General features: G+C 70.1%; 15 protein-coding genes and 1 tRNA gene. 10 read left to right on the forward strand and 6 right to left on the reverse strand.

Going from position 1 to position 19429, the window contains the following annotated elements; genetic code table 11:
- Positions 1-62: 62 nt before the first annotated feature.
- Positions 63-1640 (reverse strand): MFS transporter, encoded by a 1578-nt coding sequence (locus tag ACWDAG_RS16990; protein ID WP_450696368.1) that lies wholly within the window; start codon positions 1638-1640, stop codon positions 63-65.
- A 61-nt stretch (positions 1641-1701) separates the two neighbouring features.
- Here ACWDAG_RS16990 and ACWDAG_RS16995 point away from each other — a divergent pair, with 61 nt between their 5' ends.
- Positions 1702-2667, forward strand: coding sequence for a helix-turn-helix transcriptional regulator (locus ACWDAG_RS16995; RefSeq protein ID WP_450696369.1), 966 nt, complete (start codon positions 1702-1704; stop codon positions 2665-2667).
- Between the two features lie 111 nt (positions 2668-2778).
- On the opposite strand, the gene ACWDAG_RS17000 is transcribed toward ACWDAG_RS16995, so the two are convergent.
- Complete coding sequence (locus tag ACWDAG_RS17000) at positions 2779-3378, reverse strand: TetR/AcrR family transcriptional regulator (RefSeq protein WP_450696613.1); 600 nt, start codon at positions 3376-3378, stop codon at positions 2779-2781.
- A 454-nt stretch (positions 3379-3832) separates the two neighbouring features.
- A complete protein-coding gene (locus tag ACWDAG_RS17005) occupies positions 3833-4831 on the reverse strand; it encodes a sigma-70 family RNA polymerase sigma factor (protein ID WP_450696370.1) in 999 nt (332 codons plus the stop codon).
- A gap of 195 nt (positions 4832-5026) precedes the next feature.
- On the opposite strand from ACWDAG_RS17005, the gene ACWDAG_RS17010 reads away from it, so the two are divergent.
- Entirely contained in the window at positions 5027-5545 is a 519-nt protein-coding gene (locus ACWDAG_RS17010) for an N-acetyltransferase family protein (protein WP_450696371.1), read from the forward strand.
- 21 nt (positions 5546-5566) lie between these two features.
- On the opposite strand, the gene ACWDAG_RS17015 is transcribed toward ACWDAG_RS17010, so the two are convergent.
- On the reverse strand, positions 5567-6358 hold the full coding sequence (locus tag ACWDAG_RS17015) for a dioxygenase family protein (protein ID WP_450696372.1): 792 nt from the start codon (positions 6356-6358) through the stop codon (positions 5567-5569).
- A gap of 97 nt (positions 6359-6455) precedes the next feature.
- Between ACWDAG_RS17015 and ACWDAG_RS17020 the strand changes: the two genes are divergently transcribed.
- Positions 6456-6995, forward strand: coding sequence for a MarR family winged helix-turn-helix transcriptional regulator (locus ACWDAG_RS17020; RefSeq protein ID WP_450696373.1), 540 nt, complete (start codon positions 6456-6458; stop codon positions 6993-6995).
- A gap of 106 nt (positions 6996-7101) precedes the next feature.
- On the opposite strand, the gene ACWDAG_RS17025 is transcribed toward ACWDAG_RS17020, so the two are convergent.
- Positions 7102-8643: an MFS transporter gene (locus ACWDAG_RS17025; protein WP_450696374.1), complete on the reverse strand. Its 1542-nt coding sequence runs from the start codon at positions 8641-8643 to the stop codon at positions 7102-7104.
- Positions 8644-8799: 156 nt separating this feature from the next.
- On the reverse strand, positions 8800-9459 hold the full coding sequence (locus ACWDAG_RS17030) for a TetR/AcrR family transcriptional regulator (protein ID WP_450696375.1): 660 nt from the start codon (positions 9457-9459) through the stop codon (positions 8800-8802).
- 290 nt (positions 9460-9749) lie between these two features.
- Between ACWDAG_RS17030 and ACWDAG_RS17035 the strand changes: the two genes are divergently transcribed.
- The 7 genes from ACWDAG_RS17035 (at position 9750) to ACWDAG_RS17065 (ending at position 19326) form a co-directional block, all read left to right on the forward strand.
- Positions 9750-11036 carry a M6 family metalloprotease domain-containing protein gene (locus ACWDAG_RS17035; protein WP_450696376.1) on the forward strand — a complete coding sequence of 429 codons (1287 nt, stop codon included), beginning with the start codon at positions 9750-9752 and terminating at the stop codon, positions 11034-11036.
- A 68-nt stretch (positions 11037-11104) separates the two neighbouring features.
- Complete coding sequence (locus ACWDAG_RS17040; RefSeq protein WP_450696377.1) at positions 11105-12817, forward strand: IclR family transcriptional regulator domain-containing protein; 1713 nt, start codon at positions 11105-11107, stop codon at positions 12815-12817.
- Positions 12818-12880: 63 nt separating this feature from the next.
- Positions 12881-12953: transfer RNA gene (locus ACWDAG_RS17045), tRNA-Arg, on the forward strand.
- Positions 12954-13388: 435 nt separating this feature from the next.
- Positions 13389-14693, forward strand: a complete 1305-nt coding sequence (locus ACWDAG_RS17050; RefSeq protein ID WP_450696378.1) for a tyrosine-type recombinase/integrase — start codon at positions 13389-13391, stop codon at positions 14691-14693.
- A 209-nt stretch (positions 14694-14902) separates the two neighbouring features.
- Positions 14903-17815, forward strand: coding sequence for an NACHT domain-containing protein (locus ACWDAG_RS17055; protein ID WP_450696379.1), 2913 nt, complete (start codon positions 14903-14905; stop codon positions 17813-17815).
- A gap of 296 nt (positions 17816-18111) precedes the next feature.
- Positions 18112-18294, forward strand: a complete 183-nt coding sequence (locus ACWDAG_RS17060) for a hypothetical protein (RefSeq protein ID WP_450696380.1) — start codon at positions 18112-18114, stop codon at positions 18292-18294.
- Between the two features lie 465 nt (positions 18295-18759).
- Positions 18760-19326 (forward strand): Uma2 family endonuclease, encoded by a 567-nt coding sequence (locus ACWDAG_RS17065; RefSeq protein WP_450696381.1) that lies wholly within the window; start codon positions 18760-18762, stop codon positions 19324-19326.
- Positions 19327-19429: the final 103 nt, after the last annotated feature.

Here is a 19429-nt window from a genome sequence, read left to right on the forward strand (position 1 = left end):
GAGGACACCCTGCTACACAACACCCTGCCCCTGCAAAGACTAGGGACAGGGTGTCAGGTCCGCTACCGGACCGGGGCCAGATTCTCCTGGTGGGCGGGGGCGTCCTGCGGACCCCCGGGGTGCGGGACCGCGGCTTCGCGCTCCTGCGCCGGCTCCTGTGCCTCTCCCGCCTCCCCGGCCCGCTTCGGCAGGGCGAACATCAATACGAAGATGGCCCCCATCACCGCGGCGACCCACCCCAGCGCATGCTGGAAGGCGTTCACGAACGCCGGGCCCACCTCGGACCGCGTCAGCCGGTCACCGATCTCCCCGAAGAACACCACCGAGACCAGCCCGAGGCCCAGTGCGTTCCCCATCTGCTGCACGGTGTTGATGAGCCCCGACGCCGAGCCGGCGTGCTCGCGCGGCACGTCCGACAGCACAGCGTCCGTCAGCGGGGCGACGATCAGGCCCATGCCGACGCCCATCACGACCAGGGGCAGCGCCATCTGCCAGGAGGCGATGGCGAGGCCGTAGCGGCCGGACTCCCAGATGTAGAGCAGGACGCCCGCGGCCATGAGCAGCGCGCCCGCCTGGAGCACCTTGCGGCCGAAGCGCGGCACCAGCTTCTGCACGGACAGGCCGGCCGCGGTGGAGACGGAGATCGAGAACGGCACCCCGGTCAGACCCGCCCGCAGCGGGCTCCAGCCCAGGCCGGTCTGCATGTACAGCGTCCACACCAGGAAGAACACCCCGAGCGCGATCCCGAAGACGGTCTGCACGGCGATACCGGCAGCGAAGCTCTTCACCCGGAACAGCGACAGCTCCACCAGCGGAGATCCGTCCCGTACGGCCTTGCGCCTCTCGTACGCCACCAGCACCGCGAAGACGACCAGCGCGCCGGCCATCGAGACGTACCCCCACAGCGGCCAGCCCAGCTCACGGCCGCGGGTCAGCGGGTAGAGCAGCATCGTCAGACCGAGGGTGACGAGGGCGACCCCGACCAGGTCCAGCTTCAGCGCCCGCGGTGCCTTCGACTCGGTGATGAAGCGGCTGCCGAGGAGCAGGCCCGCGATGCCGACCGGGAGGTTGATGAGGAAGATCGGCCGCCATTCCAGCCCCCACAGGTTCCACTCGGTCAGCAGCGCGCCGAGCAGCGGCCCCGAGACGGCCCCGAGCCCCACGATCGCTCCGAACAGGCCGAAGACCTTGCCCCGCTCGTGTGCCGGGAAGGTGGCGTGCACGATCGACAGGACCTGGGGCACCATCATCGCCGCCATGGCGCCCTGGAGGATGCGGGAGGCGACCAGCATCTCCGGGTTCGCGGCGAAGCCGCACAGCGCCGAGGCGAGGGTGAACCCGCCGATGCCGATGAGGAACAGCCGCTTGCGGCCGTGGATGTCGCCGAGGCGTCCGCCGGTGATCAGCCCCGCGGCGAAGGCGAGGGCGTAGCCCGCGGTGATCCACTGGATCTGGCTGACGGAGGCGCCGGCGTCCCGCTGGATCGACGGGATGGCGATGTTGACGATCGTGACGTCGACGAGGTCCATGAAGGCCGCGGTCATCACGATGGCGAGGGCGAGCCAGCGCCTGCGGTCGCCCGCGGCGGGCGGGGCACCCGGGGCGCCCGTGGAAACGGAAGGGATCTCGGTGGAGGTCATACCCCGAAGCTAGACCCCCATTAGGTCAGATCGTGTCCTACTTCTGCGGCATGCTCTCACCATGACGACGGACACCCCGGCCCGACTCCTCCAACTCCTCTCCCTCCTCCAGACTCCCCGCGAATGGCCCGGCGGCGAGCTCGCCGAGCGGCTGGGCGTGTCGCGGCGCACGGTGCGGCGGGACATCGACCGGCTGCGCGAGCTCGGCTATCCGGTGCAGGCGACCCTGGGTGCCGAGGGCGGCTACCGGCTGGTCGCGGGCAAGGCGATGCCGCCGCTGGTGCTCGACGACGAGGAGGCCGTGGCGATCGCGGTCGGGCTGCGGGCGGGCGCCGGGCACGCCCTGGAGGGCGTGGACGAGGCGTCCGTACGGGCGCTGGCCAAGCTGGAACAGGTGCTGCCCTCCCGCCTGCGCCACCGCGTCTCCACGCTCCAGGCCGCGACCACACCGCTGACCAGCGGGGACGGGGCGACCATCGCACCCGAGACGCTGACCGTCATGGCGTCCACGGTGGCCGGGCACGAGCGCCTGCGCTTCGCCTACCGCGCCGGCGACGGCACCGAGTCACGACGCCTGACGGAGCCGTACCGCCTCGTCTCGACCGGCCGCCGCTGGTACCTCGTCGCCTACGACATCGACCGCGCCGACTGGCGCACGTTCCGCGTCGACCGCGTGAGCGCCCCCTTCGCAACCGGCGCCCGGTTCGCTCCGCGGGAGCTGCCGACGGGAAGCGCGGCGGAATACCTCCGCCGCTCGATGCAACGACACCAGGAGTCGTACGACTTCGAGGTCACCTTCGCGGCCTCCGCGGAGACCGTCGCGCCCCACGTTCCGTCGTGGCTGGGCACGCCGGAGCCGATCGACGAGCACACCTGCCGCCTGCGCGGCCGCACGAGCGACGCGGCGGACTGGCTGGCGGTCCGACTGGCGCTATTGGGCTTCGAGTTCACGGTCCGGGAACCGACCGAACTGGCGGAGAGCGTACGGGAGTTGGGGGGACGGCTGATGCGAGCAGGGGGACGTTGACGCATAGCCCCCAAGCGGCCTCGGCGAAATCCGCCGCGGCACAACCGCGCCCGTGAAGGGGCGCGGGGAACTACGCGACCAGCCACAGCAGACCCACAGACGGGAAAACGCTCAGCCCCCCACAAGACCCGTCCAAGGAAATTCCCGCAACGCGGCAAGGTTCCGCAGCGCCAGTGCGGCAGGACCCTCCGGCCCACCCGCCGGCGCGCGGTCGGCCGCCCAACTCTCCACAGCCACCCGCACAGCCGCCCCGGCAACCGCGGCAGCGAACCGCACCGCGGCGGACTCTTTGCCAACGTTGTCGAGGGACCCGCCGTCCCGCCCCTCCAACACCTCCGCCAAGGCCTCTTCCGCCCCTCGGCACACCTCCGCCCACACCTTCCCGAGCGCGGGGCTGCTCTCGGTGAGCCGGATCAGGGTCCGGACCAGTTCCCAGGACGCCGCGGAGACCCCGGCCCCCGGCGTCAACGTATGACGCACCGCGTGTTCCAGGGCCTGCGGGACCGAGAGTTCGGCGGGGGCGGCGGCGACCGCCTCCGTCCAGCGCCGGGCGCCCGCCTCGTACAGCGGGGCCACCGCCTCCTCCTTCGTCGCGAAGTAGCGGTAGAAGGTGCGCGGCGCGATGCCTGCGGCCTGCGCGATGTCCTCGGCACGGGTGGCGCGCAGGCCCTGCTTCACGAACAGACCGGCCGCGGCGCGGGCGATCTCCATGCGGGTCGCGGCCTTGCGCCGTTCGGTGAGGGAGGGGGTGGAGCTGCTCACACCGGCAGGCTATGCCGCTGTGGCACAATCTGCCACCGGCGGGCCACCCCGGGGTTCAGGTCCGGGGTGCCCCGCCCACCAGCATGCCCGCAGAAGAGACCCCGTAGAAAAGAACCGGGCCCCGGCGCCCGGGGGGAGGGGCGCCGAAGCCCGGCTCAGGAAAGTCCCGCCGCCGGGGGGGATGTGCGTCGGGACTTGGTCCGGTGGTTCCAGTGGCCTGATCGTTCAGGGGCCGGATGAAGGCGAACTCCTGTGCCCTGAAGTCTTGTTCCCGCGTTCTGACGGTTGAAGCGGCGTTGAATCGCCATGTTTGCGCGGTCTTTCGCCACCCGGCGTGCGCGTCCGCGGGCGTCGTACGCCACCCGGCGCTCACCGGGTGACGTACGCGCCCCGTGACCGCTCGTCAGGCCGCTGCCTCGAAGCCCGTGTCGCGTGCCAGCTTCTTCAGCTCCAGCAGGGCGTGCTTCTCGATCTGCCGGATCCGCTCACGGGTCAGACCGTGCTCCTTGCCGACCTCCGTCAGGGTGCGCTCGCGGCCGTCGTCGATGCCGTAGCGCATCTTGATGATGGACGCCGTGCGCGGGTCGAGGCGGCCGATGAGGTGGTCGAGCTCCTCGCTGCGGAGCAGGGTGAGGACGGACTGCTCCGGGGAGACCGCGGAGGTGTCCTCGAGCAGGTCGCCGAACTGGGTGTCGCCGTCGTCGTCCACCGACATGTTCAGCGAGACCGGGTCGCGGGCCCAGTCCAGGACGTCGATCACGCGGTCCGCGTTCGAGCCGAGCTCGGCGGCGATCTCCGCGGGCTCCGGGTCGCGGCCGTGTTCGCGGTTGAACTCCCGCTGCACACGGCGGATCCGGCCCAGCTCCTCCACCAGGTGGACGGGGAGGCGGATGGTGCGCGACTGGTCCGCTATCGAGCGGGTGATCGCCTGACGGATCCACCAGGTCGCGTACGTCGAGAACTTGAAGCCCTTGCGGTAGTCGAACTTCTCCACCGCGCGCACCAGACCGGCGTTGCCCTCCTGGATCAGGTCGAGCAGGGGCAGACCGCTACGGGGGTAACGACGCGCCACGGCCACGACCAGGCGGAGGTTGGAACGGATGAAGATGTCCTTGGCGCGCTCGGCTTCGGCCACGAGGGCCTCTAGCTCCTCGCGGGTGGCCTCGGCCTTGGACTCCTCGTACCCGTCGAGAACCTGTCGCGCGAACACACCCGCCTCGATGATCTGGGACAGCTCGACCTCCTTGGCGGCGTCGAGCAGCGGTGTGCGCGCGATCTCGTCGAGGTACATGCCGACCAGGTCACGGTCGGCGATCTCGCCGGCGTGGGCGCGAACACTGCTTGCCCTGTCGGCCGTCTCGCCAGAGGCGGACTTACGACGGGCGACGGCACGGGTTGCCATGCGTGCTCCCTTGCGATGGTGGGCTGGCGGGTGGTCGTTCAGACGCCGGGCACTCGCCTTCGAGTGCCTCTGAGCACTTTGGTCGGGTGCCCTGCATCCGATGGAAACAACGACTGGAATCCGGACAGAATTCCCAACCCGCCCCCCGATTTTTCTGATCATGCAGTACCCTGTCCGGCCACGTGAGGAGGACCGATGCCGTCGGAACGTACAGAGGTGCAGGTCAGGCCTGGGGTCGAGGGGGACCTCGAAGCCCTCACCGACATCTACAACCACTATGTACGTGAGACGCCCATCACATTCGATACCGCCGTGTTCACTCCGGAAGAGCGCCGCCCTTGGCTGCTCTCCCACCCTGTAGACGGCCCGTACCGGCTGATGGTTGCCACGGATGCGGACACACAGGAAATTCTGGGCTACTCCACATCCAGCCCTTACCGTGCGAAACCGGCCTACGAGACATCGGTCGAGGTCACGGTGTACGTGGCCCCGGACGCGGGCCGCCGCGGCATCGGCACACTCCTGTACAAGGCGCTCTTCGAGGCCCTGGCGGACGAGGACCTGCACCGCGCCTACGCGGGCATCGCACAGCCCAACGAAGCGTCCACGCGGCTGCATGAACGCTTCGGGTTCCGGTACGTCGGCACCTACCGGGAGGTGGGCCGGAAGTTCGGCAGGTACTGGGACGTCGCCTGGTACGAGAAGGAGCTGTAGGCCCGCAGGGCCAGTGAGGCCTCAGCCGAACTGCACCGACCGCTTCGCCATCCCCATCCAGAAGCCGTCGATCACGGACTTCTGTGCATCCAGCTCACCGGTGACGTCCGCCGCGCCCATGGTCACGAACAGCGGGGCGAAGTGCTCGGTGCGCGGGTGGGCGTAGCGGCCGGCCGGGGCCTTGTGGAGGAAGTCCAGCAGGCCGTCCCAGTCCCGGGCCTCCAGCGCCTTGTGACCCCAGTCGTCGAACTCCGAGGACCAGGTCGGCACTCCCCCGCCCGTGTGCCGCAGCGCGGCCAGGTTGTGGGTGAAGAAGCCGGAACCGACGATCAGCACGCCCTCGTCGCGCAGCGGCGCGAGCTTGCGGCCGATCTCCATCAGCTTCACCGGGTCGAGCGTCGGCATCGAGATCTGCAGGACGGGGATGTCGGCGGCCGGGAACATCTCGACGAGCGGGACATAGGCGCCGTGGTCGAGGCCGCGGTCCGGGATGTCCTGCACGGGTATGCCGGGGGCGCGCAGCAGCTTCCGTACGGACTCGGCGAGTTCGGGTGCGCCCGGGGCCTCGTACTTCACCTGGTAGTAGTGCCCAGGGAAGCCCCAGAAGTCGTAGACGAGCGGGATCGTCTGCACGGCACCCAGCGCGAGCGGGGCCTCCTCCCAGTGGGCGGAGACCATGAGGATCGCCTTGGGGCGCGGCAGGCCTGCGGACCATGCGGCGAGTTCGCCGGGCCAGATCGGGTCGTCCGCGAGCGGCGGCGCACCATGACTGAGATAGAGGGCGGGCATGCGCTCCTGAGTGGCGGCGGACATGACAGTGACTCCCAATGCTTGAACTCTCAAACTCCCTGCTTCGGAGCATACGCCCCGTTTGTTTAATTTTCAAGGAGCGCTCTCGTACGATGGATACATGAACACGGCACCCACATCCGCTGAAGAAGCACACGCGGCAGCGAAACCCGCCGGGCAGACCCGCTGGCTCAGCGACGACGAGCAGCGCATCTGGCGCTCCTACCTGCATGCCACCATGCTTCTCGAGGACCACCTCGACCGCCAGCTGCAGCGGGACGCGGGCATGCCGCACATCTACTACGGACTGCTGGTCGGCCTCGCCGAGGCCCCGCACCGGCGGCTGCGGATGACCGAGCTGGCCATGAAGTCGAAGATCACCCGGTCCCGTCTCTCGCACGCGATCGCGCGGCTGGAGAAGAACGGCTGGGTGCGTCGCGAGGACTGCCCCTCCGACAAGCGGGGGCAGTTCGCGGTGCTGACGGACGCGGGCGCCGAGGTGCTGGAGCGGACCGCGCCGGGCCATGTGACGGCCGTACGGCAGGCCTTGTTCGAACGGCTCACCCCGCAGCAGCAGGAGGCCCTCGGCGAGATCATGGAGATCGTCGCCGAGGGCCTCCAGCCCAGCGATGCGGGCGCGGACCTGCCCTGGCTCCGCTGAGCCGCTCACTCAGGGAGCCAGGGCAGGTCCTGGGGTCGTACGCGGGAGGCGTCCCCTTCCTCTCGCGTACGGATGGTTCCGAAGGGGTACCGCCGGACGGCCACCGTCAGTGGGCGACCACCGGAACGGTCAGCTCGTCCTCGACGCCGTCCTCGGAGGACGACACCGTCGTCGAGCCCGGGCGGCCGGCGTTCACGAAGGTCACGACGATCGCGGCGGCGAGCACCAGCATGCCGACGGCGAACCAGATGGCGTTGGTGTAGCCGTGCACCGCACCCTGCATCTGGACCAGCTGCGCCTGCGACTTGGAGGTCGCGCCGGCGATGTGGTCCTTGATGTACGAGGTCGTCGCGGAGGCGGCGATCGTGTTCAGCAGGGCCGTACCGATCGCGCCGCCCACCTGCTGCGAGGTGTTGACCATCGCGGAGGCGACACCGGCGTCACGGGGCTCGACGCCCAGGGTGGCCAGGGACATGGCGGGCATGAACGCCGTACCCATGCCGAGACCGAGCAGCAGCATCGACGGCAGCACCACCGAGGCGTACGACGAGCCGATCTCCAGCTGGGTCAGGAAGAGCATGCCGCCGGCCGCGACCAGGAAGCCGGGGCCCATCAGCGCCCGGGCCGGGACCCGGGTCATCAGACGGGTGCCGATCTGGGTCGAGCCGACCATCATGCCCGCGATCATCGGCAGGAAGGCGAAGCCCGTCTTGATGGGCGAGTAGCCCTTGATGACCTGCAGGTAGTAGGTCAGGAACAGGAACGTGCCGAACATCGCGATGATGGCGATGCCGAGCGAGAGGTAGATGCCGCCGCGGTTGCGGTCGGTGACCACACGCAGGGGCAGCAGCGGGGCCTTGACCTTGGCCTCGGTGACGACGAACGCGATCAGCAGGACGGCCGACGCGACGAACAGGGAAACGGTCGTGGTGTCGCCCCAGCCGTCGGACTCGGCGCGGGTGAAGCCGTAGACCAGCGAGACCAGGCCGGCGGTGGAGAGCAGCACGCCCGGGATGTCGAGCGGGTTGCGGTTGCGGCCGCCCTCCGGCTCACGGATGACGAAGTACGCGCCCAGCGCGGCCACGATGGCGAACGGGATGTTCACGAAGAACGTCCAGCGCCAGTCCATGTACTCGGTGAGCACGCCGCCGAGGATGAAGCCGACGGCGCCACCGCCACCGGCGATCGCACCGTAGATGCCGAACGCCTTGGCGCGCTCCTTGGCGTCCGTGAACATCACGGCGAGCAGGGAGAGCGCGGCGGGCGCGAGCAGCGCGCCGAAGACGCCCTGGAGGGCGCGGGCGCCGAACATCATGGCCCCGGTGGTCGCCGCACCGCCGAGCGCGGAGGCGGCGGCGAAGCCGACCAGACCCACGACGAAGGCACGCTTGCGGCCCCACAGGTCGGCGATCCGGCCGCCGAACAGAAGCAGACCACCGAAGGCGAGGGCGTAGGCCGTGACGACCCACTGACGGTTGCCGTCCGAGATGCCCAGGTCGGTCTGGGCGGACGGCAGGGCGATGTTCACGATGGTCGCGTCCAGCACGACCATCAGCTGGGCGAGCGCTATGAAGACCAGCGCTTTCCAGCGGTTGGCGTCGCCGGTGTTCTCGACGGCGCCTGGAGCCTTTGAGGCTGTTGCAGACATGGGGGTACCCACTTCGGGACTTCGTGACGGAAAAAGGTGTCTTACGGGGACGGCTCGTCTACGGGCTTCCGGCGACGGCCGGTGATTCAGCGATTCAGTAACTCGGCGAGTCGGTGAGTCGGTGAGTCGGTGTAGTGACTGGCTTGGGGTGCGGAACTAATCGCAGGGCCGGCGCAGATCCTCCACGGTCACGGGTGCGCCCGGCAGGACCGAGCGGGCCGGGGCCCGCAGTCCGTCCAGGAACAGCTGCAGATGGCGGTGCACAAAGCGGTCGTTGACGAGGCAGTCGGTGCCGGCCGGGGGTCGGCTGAGCTGCGCCACGACGATCATGAGGTCCCCGACGGCGACGTCGGGGCGGAGCTGGCCGACCTCCTTGGCGCGATCCATCAGCTCGTTGACGGTCTGCTCGACCCGCTGGCGGGCCGCTTCGAGATCGGGATGGTTCTGGTCGAAGGTGCTCTGGACCATCGGGCACAGCGCGCTGATCCGCTCGTCGGCGGCGGTGTGCACAAAGCGCTCGAGCGCCTCGAAGGCGTCCCCGGTCTCGGCGAGCGCAAGCTCGGCCGCCTCCGACGTCCGGTCCATCACGGAGCAGACGACCTCGCGGACGAGTGCGTCGCGGTCGGGGAAGTTGCGGTACACCGTGGCGTTGCCCACGCCGGCCCGGCGGGCGATCTCGTCGAGCGGCACCTCGGGGCCGAACTCGGTGAACATCTCCCGGGCCGCGGCGACGATCCGCTCCCGGTTGCGCAGGGCGTCGGCGCGCGGCCGGGTCACCTTGCGCTGCGCGGGCTTCGCGGTCGTCGTGACGGTCACGGTCTGCTCCTCGGTGAGTGCTGCTGCGAGCAGTGGGTGCCACTGCAAGCGGTCGGTGGTGCGATCCGGGGAACCACTCCCCGTTTCGCTTGGACACCTGACTAAACGGGGAGACGCTCCCCGCTTATTTCAGGTTGACAGAGAGATTTGATGTGACCTGAGTCACACCGCCCTCGGGTCGAAACCCCACGTTCGGGCTCCTCCAGCGCGCGCCCGCGCAGCCCCCCGATCAGGGTGATCGAAAGGGCGCAGTCCGATGCCGCCGGCTGCCATGGACGAAGGACGCGTGCATGCAGCTCTGCCGTCGGATACGTCCACGCCGTGCGGCCGCCCTCGCCTCCGTGACCGCCCTGACCTTCGCGGTCAGCACCTCGGCCGGCACCGGACATCTGACGGCGCCCTCCACGACGGCCGGGGCGGGCCCCATCGCACCGGCCCGCAGCGCCCTCCTCGACCCCTGCATGATCAGAGGCGGTCACGCCATCCAGCTGTCGGAGGGCGTCCCGACCGGCACCGGCTACTCCCGCTCCACGGGCACCGTCCGCGCCCTGACCCTGATGGTCGACTTCTCCGACGCCCCCGGCCCCGGCAACGCCCTCGACCGCTTCCGGGAGTTCTTCCCCAAGACCCGCCAGTGGTTCCGCACCGCCTCCTACGGCCGCCTGGACTACCGCCCCGAGACCCCGATCCCGCACTGGCTGCGCATGCCCAAGCCGTTCAAGGCGTACGGCATAGAGCGCGGCGCCCCCTTCGACTCCGGCTACCGCGAGCTCGTCCAGGACATCGTCAGCGCCGCCGACCCCGAGGTGAACTTCCAGGAGTACGACTTCCTGAACGTGCTGGTGACGCCGAACGCCGGCCCGTCCGCCCTGGACACGGTCCTGTCGGTGACCTTCGCCGGAAACGCGGAGGCACCCGTCGCCGACGGCGTACCCGTCGCCAACGCCTCCTTCGTCTACTCCCGCCAGGACGACGGCTCCGGCTCCTACGGCAAGACCGGCTACCGGGTGCTGCCGCACGAGAACGGCCATGTCTTCGGCCTGCCCGACCTCTACACCCAGGCGGGCGGCGGATCGGTCGGGCACTGGGACATCATGAGCGAGGACTGGGGGGCCAACAACGACCTGCTCGGCTGGCACAAGTGGAAACTCGGCTGGCTGGACCCGTCCCAGGTCAGCTGCGCCGCGCGGCACGGCACCACGGAGCACACGCTGACGCCGCTGGAACGCGCGGGCGGCCCGAAGATGGTCTTCGTACCCCTCAGCAGCCGCACCGGGTACGCCATGGAGGTACGCGTCCGCGCGGGCAACGACGAGGCCGTGTGCCGCCCGGGCGTACTGATCTACAAGGTCGACGCGGATGTCGACACCGGCATGGGACCGGTGAAGGTCTACGACTCCCGGCGCGACAGCGGCGGCTGCACCCGCAGCCCCAACGTCCACGCGGAACTCTCGGACGCCCCCTTCACCCCGGGCGAGGTCTTCAAGGACCCGAAGCGGGGGATCCGCATCACGGTCGCGGGGACGACCGGCTCCGGAAGCTCCCGCAGCTACCGGGTGCTGGTGACCCGGCGGTGAGCGGCCGCAATGGGCCGGGCGTCTCCGCATTACGGTAGGCATGCCCCCACCGCCGTACCGGAGACCCGATGCCCGCGAAGCCCACGATGGACGCCGACGCCGCTTCTCCCGCCGTACGCGCCGCCGTTTCCGCCGTACCGGCCGGCTCCTCCGCCGTACCGGCCGAGGCGGTCGCGCCGCTCATCCGTGGGGTCGCCGTGCTGCAACGGCTGACGGAGGCCGGTGGGACGCTGAGCCCGAGCGCCCTGGAGCGGGCCACGGGCCTCGCCCGCTCCACGGTCGACCGGATCACCGCCACCCTCGCCCGCATGGGATACGTCCGCCTCGACGGCCGGGACGTGATCCTGACCCCCCGCCTGATGGAACTGGGCAACGCCTACCTCTCCGCCCTGCGCCTGCCCGCCCTGCTGGACGCGCGCGCCGACGCCCTCGCCGACGAACTGGACGAATCCGTGTCCCTGGCGGTCGCCGACCGCGACGGCATCCGCTTCATCCACCAGGCCACCCGCCGCCGAGCGATGTCCCTGAGCTTCCGCATCGGCGACCTGCTGCCGGCCGAACGCACCGCGCCCGGCCCCCTGTTCGCAACGGAGTGGACGCAGAACGACTGGCGGGCATGGCGGCAGCGCAGGGCAGCAGCCCAGGAGCAGACGCTCTTCCCGGCCGCACCACCACCCCGACACCCCTCCCCCGACCGGGACTTCGAGCACCGGGTGGCCGAATCGGCCGCGAACGGCTGGGCCCTGGACGACCAGCTGATCGAACCGGGCCTGGTCGCGGTGTCCGTCCCCGTACGGGACCCGCGCACCGGCCGTATCGCCTGCGCGGCGAACGTGGTGAGCCACACCAGCCGGCACACCGCGGCGGACCTGCGCGACACCCTGCTCCCCCGGCTGCGGGCGGCGGTACGGACGATGGAGGACGACCTGCGCGAGGTACCGCCGCCCCATCCGTCCGCCGCGCCCTCGGGCCTCGCGACCTGGACCGGCGCCTCGAAACAGGAACTGGGCAGGGAGTTCGTCGAGTCCCTGGCCCGCGGCCTGACGGTCCTGACGGCCTTCGGCGAGGGCCGCGCCGCCCTGACCCTGACCGAGGTGGCAAAGACGACGGGCCTGGCCCGGGCGACGGCCCGCCGGGCACTGATCACATACGAGCACCTGGGCCTGGTCCAGGCGCAGGACCGCACCTTCACGCTCACCCCCCGCACCCTGTCCCTCGGCTTCCCACCCCTCTCCCGCACGTCCCTCCCCGAGATCGCAGCCCCGCACATGGCCGAACTGGCCCAGCGGGTCCACGAGTCGACATCGCTGGCGGTGCTGGCGGGCGACGACATCCAGTACACGGCCCGCGTCGCCACGAGCCGCATCATGAGCGTGAACATCACGGTGGGCACCCGACTACCGGCATTCGCAACGTCAATGGGCCGCGTACTGCTGTCGGACCTCCTCCCGTCCGACCGCCCCCTCCCCGTCCCTCTCCGCCCCCTCACCCCCCACACCCTGACCGACCCTGAAGCGCTGACCCGCGTCCTCACCGAGGTCCGCTCCCAGGGCTACGCCCTGGTCGACGAGGAACTCGAAGAGGGCCTCCGCTCCATCGCGGTCCCGGTCCGCGACCGCACGGGCCGAGCGGTAGCCGCCCTGAACGTGGCCATGCACGCGGCCCGCCACACGCCCGAGGAGTGCGAGCGGGACATCCTGCCCCAGCTCCGGGCCACAGCGACCCGCATCGAGCAGGACCTCCACGTGGCATCCCGCTTCACCCGAGTACAGGTGACCTGACCCCACACCCCGCCCCACCAGATCCGGTACGCTGACGCCAGTGACCTTCACGGCCACGACCCCGCCTTCGTAGCTCAGGGGATAGAGCACCGCTCTCCTAAAGCGGGTGTCGCAGGTTCGAATCCTGCCGGGGGCACAGTGTCTGACCAGCGCGCTTACCCTTCTCGGGTAGGCGCGCTGTTCGTCGTAGCCGTGGCATTAGCCGTCAGTAGGTTCCACGTCATGGCAAACACCAAGATCGAGACCACCCAACGAGGCCGCATCCGGCGCAACGGATCCGGCTACCAAGCGAGCGTCTACGTCGGGCGCGATCCGCTCACAAAGAAGAAGACCTACCTCTACGAGCAGGCCGCGACGCTCTCCGAAGCGGAGAAGGCCCGCACGAAGCTCCTCCACCAGGTCGACGAGCAGCGCCACCCGAAGCGCGAGGTGACCATGTCGTTCCCAGCTCGACCGGTGGCTGGGCGTCGCCGAGCTCGACGAGACGTCGTACGAGCGGGCCGAGGGCATCATCCGCAACTACCTCAAGCCCACGTTCGGCGACCTCAAGGCGGCCAAGCTGACCGCCGAGATGCTGGAGCTGTTCTACGCCCGTCTCCGGCAGTGCCAGGACCAGTGCGAAGGCCGGCGCAACGGCAAGACCGACCCCAAGACGAAGCAGAAACACGTCTGCGAGCCGCTCTCCGCGAACTCAGTCCGCAAGATTCACTTCATCCTGCGCCCGGCGCTCAACCGCGGCCTGCGCTGGGGCTACGTGACGACGAACGTGGCGGCCCTCGCCGAGCCCCCATCCCAGCCCAAGCCGAACCCCGACCCGCCGACTCCCGAAGAGGCAGTCCTGGTTCTGAACACTGCCTGGCAGCGGGACCTGGACTGGGGAACGTTCCTGTTCATGACCATGGTCACCGGCTCGCGCCGCGGCGAGATGTGCGCTCTGCGCTGGTCGGACATCAACCTCGACCGCCTCGAACTCTTCGTGAAGCACTCCACCAACGGCCGCAGGATCAAGGACACCAAGACCCACCAGCGCCGCAAGCAGGCCATCGACGTGATCACGCGTTCCGTCCTCGCCGCCCACCGAGCCCGCGCCGAGGAACGCTGCAAGGCGCTCGGCGGCGAACTCCCCCGCGACTCCTTCGTGTTCTCCGGCGAAGCCGACAGTTCCGCCCCACTCGTGCCGTCGAGCGTCAGCCAGCGTTACCGCCGCCTCGCGGAGAAGCTGAAGATCCACACCCACCGGCTGAAGGACCTGCGTGCGTACAACGTGACCGAGCTCCTGGGCGCCGGTGCCGACGTACGAACGGTCGCCGGCCGCGTCGGGCACGGCGGCGGAGGAGCGACCACGCTCAAGTACTACGCGGCCTTCCTGGCCACCTCCGACCGCCAGGCCGTCACCGCCTTCGCCAAGCAGTTGCCGGTGCCAGAAGGGCTACTCGCCGAGCAGCCGGTGACGACCGTCATCAACGGGCTCCGCCTGCTCTGCGAGTGCGGCAACGAATCGCTGTGGGCCATGCTCGTGGTCACCGAGGACGGCGCTGAGGCCCTGTGCGGCCAGTGCGAATCAGCGGTCCAGGCCCGCCCGGACGCGGCCGTGGGCCCTATCGGTAAGACCATCAAGGCCGAAGCCGCCCCGCCCCGCGAGCTCGCTCCCTGGGAAGTGATCGCAAAGGAACTCACTGACGCCATCAAGGACGGCACGATGCTCCCCGGCGAGGACGTACCCACGGTCGGCGACATCGCGCAGGCCCACGGTGTCTCGGTCGGTACCGCGCACCGGGCCTTCACCCAGCTGAAGAAGGACGGCCTGATCGAGGTCAGCCGCGGCCGCCGAGCCGTCGTCTGCCAGCTCCAGGAGGAGACCGCCGATGCCGCATAGGCCCCGTGCTCTCCGCACCCCCTCGGTCCGTCGCTCTGGAACTCGGCTGGGTGCAGGAGGAGTTCAGGGCGGGACGGGTCAGCCTCGTCGCCGCTCTCGTCGTCACCGGGCTGTGCGCGCCGCCTGTTCGGCGGGTGTTCCGGGCTGTCGTGGAGGCGAAGTTGCGGTGGGCGTTTCGGTGTGAGGCGGACACATCTCTTTTACGGAGCGTGATCGCGGTTCTATCCTCCGTGCAGGACGCCGGGCGGGACGGGGGCCGTGCGATGCGGTGGTGGCGGCATGGGATCTGGCTGGGGGCCGTGGCGGTCACGGGGGTCGTGCTCGTCGTGGCGTTGCGGAACGGGGATCTCGGGAACACGTCGTCGCTGACGGCTGTGCTCGGGTTCGGGTTGTCCGTCGCCGGGCTCGCCGTCAATCTCTGGCGCAGCCGTCCCGCCGACGATGCCGCCGGCGGGTCGTCTCGGGAGCGGCTCGAGGGACTCGCCGGGCGGCTGGCCGCGGCCGTGGAGGAGCAGTGGCGGGCCGAATGGCGGTTACGGCGGCTGCAGGATCCGCATCCGTTCGAGGTGCACTGGGCACCTGCCGAGGCGTGGCTCGCCGATGAGGCCGGCTTCATCGGCCCGCTCGTCGACAGCGTCTCGGACGCCCTTGACGCCGTACCCTCTCGGCGGCTCGTGGTGTTGGGCGGGCCGGGGAGCGGGAAGACCGTGCTCGCCGTTCGGTTCGCTCTGGAGCGGCTGGAGCATCGAGTGGCCGGAGAGCCTGTGCCCGTGGTGTTTCCGTTGTCCGGGTGGCGGGCCGAGCGGGAGTCGTTGCGGGAGTGGATGGCTGGGCATCTGGCCGCCACCCATCCCGGGGCGCCATGGGTGCGGGAGTTGTTGCGGGCCGGGCTGGTGTTGCCCGTGCTGGACGGGCTCGACGAGATGCCCGAGGCTTCCTGGGGTGCGGCCCTGCGGCGGCTCAACGCCGAACTCGATCCCGGGGAACGGGTGTTGCTGACCTGTCGTACGGAGGCGTACGCAAAGGCCGTCGAGGCCGGGGACGTGTTCACCGCGGCGGCGGTGGTGGAGTTGCGGCCGTTGTCGTTCGAGGCCGCGTGTGCGTATCTGGTGCGGACGGCTCGGCCGGTGCGGGGTGTCGACGGGCGACGGGTCACCTTGTGGGATCCGGTGCTCGCGGCGCTGCGTGCCGAGCCGGATGCGGCGGTGGCGCAAGCGCTGCGGCAGGTGTTCGGTACGCCCCTGATGGTGGCGATGGCTCGGGCCGTCTACGGGGACACGGGGGACGATCCGGCTGAGTTGCTCGACGGTCGGTTCGCGGATCCGGGTGTGCTGGAGCGGCATCTGCTGGAGGCGTTCGTGCCTGCCGCGTTCGCGGACAGTCCACAGGGGGAGCGGGCGCGCGGGTGGTTGGGGTATCTCGCGGATCATATGCAACGGCGGACCACCCGGCAGTTGGCGTGGTGGCGGCTGTATCTCGAACTGCCCTGGGTGCTACGCAGGCTGGGGCCGATTTTGTTGCTGGGGTGTGTGGCCGTGGCCGTGGCCCTGGTGTGGGTCCGGATCGTGGGCCTGATCGTGCCGGTGGTGACGGCCGCCTTCATCAGCGGAGTGTGTCTCGGATACCTGGCGCTCTCGTGGGCCCGGCCCACGCGAATCTCGGCGAGCACGGGCGCAGGACGGCGGGTGGCGCGCCAGGCTCTGCTCGTCGCGATTCCCGCGGTGCCGGTGGGGATGGCGGTCGGCTGGACCACCAACACCAGCCTCATGTGGAGCACCTTCTTTCCCTACCCCGCTCAGGGCGCGGAGTGGTTCAGCGCGGTGGCGCTGGCGGTCGCCTGTGGCATGGCCACGGCCACCGCCCTCGCCGTATTGGGAATCGCCGGGGGACCTCGCCCCGCACACGGGCCGTTCGGCAGGCGGGGACGGGTCACGACCGCGGTGGTCGTGCTGCTGGCCGCAGCCTTCGCGTACTTCGTCCCTTTGATGTTCATGGCCCCCGTCTGGGTCGAGGTGATCGCCGCGTTGTCCGTCGGCGGGCTGGTCTCCCTGGGGTTGCGCGGCGCCACGGGTGGGCCCGTGCGGACCGCACCGAGGTCTGCCACCCGGCAAACTCGCGACCGGCTCGGCCGTTCATTGCCGAGGAGGCTCGCGGCCGGGCTGCTGGTCGGCCTCTCCCTGGGTGCCGCCTTCGGGATCGCCGACGCCACCGTGCTGAGCACCCGCGCCGCCGTGCGCGAGGACTTCCCTCACGGGGCTGTGCACCGCCTGGCCGACGGCACCCGGTATGTGGTCACCGAGGACGGCTGGCTCCATGGCCTGCGCTCGAACGGCGACCGGTACCTCCGGTTCCCGAAGCCGGTCGACGGGGTCGTCGAGGAGTATTCCGACGGCACCCGGTACGCCGTCACCGCGCGGTCCCCCGAGGACGCGGCGCACTGGGACTGCTCGGACGCGGAACGCTGCACGCCCTTCCACGGCCGCATCGAGCTCCGCCTGCGGGAACCTCTCGCCCAAACCGAGGTCCGGCTCCCGAACGGCAGGTACGTCGAGGACGGCGACTTCCAGAACGAACCGCCCAAGCGGTCGGCCGAGTGGCTGTACGAGGCATCGCCCGTCACGCTCTTCGGCGGAGCGCTCGGCCTCGGTGTGACCGTCGGTCTCGCTCTCGGCGTGATCAGTGGGCTGGCCTCCAGTTTCCACGCCTGGCTCGTCGCTCCCGCCGACATCGCGCGCGCGGTCAGCCCACGTGCCGGACTCCGTATCGACCGGGCCACCGTCATCACCCGGGGCGTCACGCTCACCGCTACGGGCATGATCGCCGCGGTCCTGACGTCCGACGTCCTCCTCTACCTCCCGGGAGGCATGGAGGAGCAGACGGGTTACATCGGCGTCTCCTTCCTCGCCTGGATCTTCGTAGGTCCCTTCGCCGTCTTCCTCAGCGCCTGGGGCTGGTTCCTCGTCACCCGGTTCTGGCTGTGCGGCACGGGGCGTCTGCCCTGGCGGCTGATGGCCTTTCTGGACGAGGCGCACCGGCGGGGTGTGCTGCGGCAGGCCGGGGCGGCGTACGAGTTCCGGCATGCGCGGTTGCAGGAGCAGCTCGCCGAGTCACCGGTCCGGTGACGCCTCCGACGCCAGCAGCAACTCCAGTGCGCGTTGATTGAGTTCGGGGGATGCCTCCGCCGCGTTCCCGGAGTCGCAGGGCGGTTGGGGGTGGTTTCCACTGCCTGTTGGATCGCCTTCGCCGTGGCCTCGTCCGTGATCAGGGTGGCCAGGCAGAGGGACATGTCCACGCCTGCCGAGGTGACGTAATTTCCGGAGCGGACGTACCTCTGGGGCTGGACCGTCACGTCGAAGTTCGGTGCGGAGGTAGTCCGTCGAGGCCCAGTGGGTCGTCGCCTCACGGCCGTTCAGGAGGCATGCTGTGGCTCCCGCTGCGATTCATCCGGGAGAACCTGAAGCTGGGCGAGGGCTGCGACAACGACGCCGCGCGGGAGACGTTCGAGCGCACCGGCGCGAGCGTCATGGGCAAGCGCATGTTCGACCTCGGCGAGCAGGAATGGCCGGAGGAGGCGCCGTTCCACACCCCAGTCTCGTCGTGACGCACACCAAGCAGGCTGCCCGGGCCGAACGGCGGGGTGCCGCCCTCGCTGCTTCTGCCGGTGAGCAGGTGCAGCCGTCCGCCCCGTAGCGCGACCAGGTTGCGCACCCTTCGGCAGCACGGCGTCGGCCTCGCTGCGCGCCCGGTACAGCACGACGACGTCGCCTGGCGCCTCCTCCCCCGGCATGGCCCGCACGGGCGTGATCCTCACGCCCCGCGATCAGCTGGGTGCCGGGCCGGGGCCGGCGCAGCGAGGTGAACGCCCGTACGGTCCCTCGAGGCAGGCGCGGCTGCCGACCGGGACGTTCCGTAGGCCGACGCTGGTTCCTCACTCGTCGTGAGCTCGCCGGTCGGATGACGACCGCCGGGGAGGGGCGTGTGCGAGATCAGCGTGCCGGACGGACGGCAGACAGTACGCTGAATCCAGCGGGATCGGGCCCGCAGCACAGTGTCCGGGAGGTGCTTCATGACGGCCGAGATGGTGACCCCGGCGTGGATGCATGAGCAGATCACGGCGGAGGAGTACGAGTCCTGGTCCGAGGAACAGTGCGCCGGTATCGAGATCGTGGACGGGATGGTCGTCGTGAGTCCGAGTGCATCCAAGCGCCACAACCGGCTGGCCCGGATTCTGGCGAACGCCCTGGATGCCGCCTCGGGCCCGGAGTGGAATGCCGACACGGACTTCGACGTCCGGCTTCAGGACCTCCCGCTCACTAATCGCCGCCCGGACGTCGTCGTGTACCGCGCAGACACGATCGACATCACCCCCACCCGCCCCGAGCACGTGCTGCTGGTCGTGGAAGTGGTATCGCCGGGCTCGGAGACCACCGACCGAATCGTGAAGGTCGACCAGTACGCCAAGGCAGGCATCGGCTTCTACTGGCGGATCGAGCAGGCCGCGACAGGCGTTCCTCTCGTGTACACCTACGTTCTCGACCCCGCGACGAAGACCTATCGGGACGGAGACGTGTTCACCGGCGTCCTCAAGGTGGCGGCCCCTTTCCCGGTGGAGATCGACCTCGGCCAGATCTGACCCACACGCTGATCAGCAGCCCGCAGCGCGTGAGCGATGCGTGAGACTGCCCCATACAGGGTGGCATGAGCCGGATCAAGTGGCTCGCCGCGCGCGGTTCCGA

This window comes from Streptomyces sp. NPDC001157, assembly GCF_053598255.1.

Excerpts from the sequence above, each read along its gene's own strand:
- ACWDAG_RS16990 (WP_450696368.1), bottom strand. The coding sequence starts at position 1,640 with ATGACCTCCACCGAGATCCCTTCCGTTTCCACGGGCGCCCCGGGTGCC.
- ACWDAG_RS16995 (WP_450696369.1), top strand. The coding sequence starts at position 1,702 with ATGACGACGGACACCCCGGCCCGACTCCTCCAACTCCTCTCCCTCCTC.
- ACWDAG_RS17000 (WP_450696613.1), bottom strand. The coding sequence starts at position 3,378 with ATGGAGATCGCCCGCGCCGCGGCCGGTCTGTTCGTGAAGCAGGGCCTG.
- ACWDAG_RS17005 (WP_450696370.1), bottom strand. The coding sequence starts at position 4,831 with ATGGCAACCCGTGCCGTCGCCCGTCGTAAGTCCGCCTCTGGCGAGACG.
- ACWDAG_RS17010 (WP_450696371.1), top strand. The coding sequence starts at position 5,027 with ATGCCGTCGGAACGTACAGAGGTGCAGGTCAGGCCTGGGGTCGAGGGG.
- ACWDAG_RS17015 (WP_450696372.1), bottom strand. The coding sequence starts at position 6,358 with ATGTCCGCCGCCACTCAGGAGCGCATGCCCGCCCTCTATCTCAGTCAT.
- ACWDAG_RS17020 (WP_450696373.1), top strand. The coding sequence starts at position 6,456 with ATGAACACGGCACCCACATCCGCTGAAGAAGCACACGCGGCAGCGAAA.
- ACWDAG_RS17025 (WP_450696374.1), bottom strand. The coding sequence starts at position 8,643 with ATGTCTGCAACAGCCTCAAAGGCTCCAGGCGCCGTCGAGAACACCGGC.
- ACWDAG_RS17035 (WP_450696376.1), top strand. The coding sequence starts at position 9,750 with ATGCAGCTCTGCCGTCGGATACGTCCACGCCGTGCGGCCGCCCTCGCC.
- ACWDAG_RS17040 (WP_450696377.1), top strand. The coding sequence starts at position 11,105 with ATGCCCGCGAAGCCCACGATGGACGCCGACGCCGCTTCTCCCGCCGTA.
- ACWDAG_RS17050 (WP_450696378.1), top strand. The coding sequence starts at position 13,389 with ATGCTGGAGCTGTTCTACGCCCGTCTCCGGCAGTGCCAGGACCAGTGC.
- ACWDAG_RS17060 (WP_450696380.1), top strand. The coding sequence starts at position 18,112 with ATGCTGTGGCTCCCGCTGCGATTCATCCGGGAGAACCTGAAGCTGGGC.
- ACWDAG_RS17065 (WP_450696381.1), top strand. The coding sequence starts at position 18,760 with ATGACGGCCGAGATGGTGACCCCGGCGTGGATGCATGAGCAGATCACG.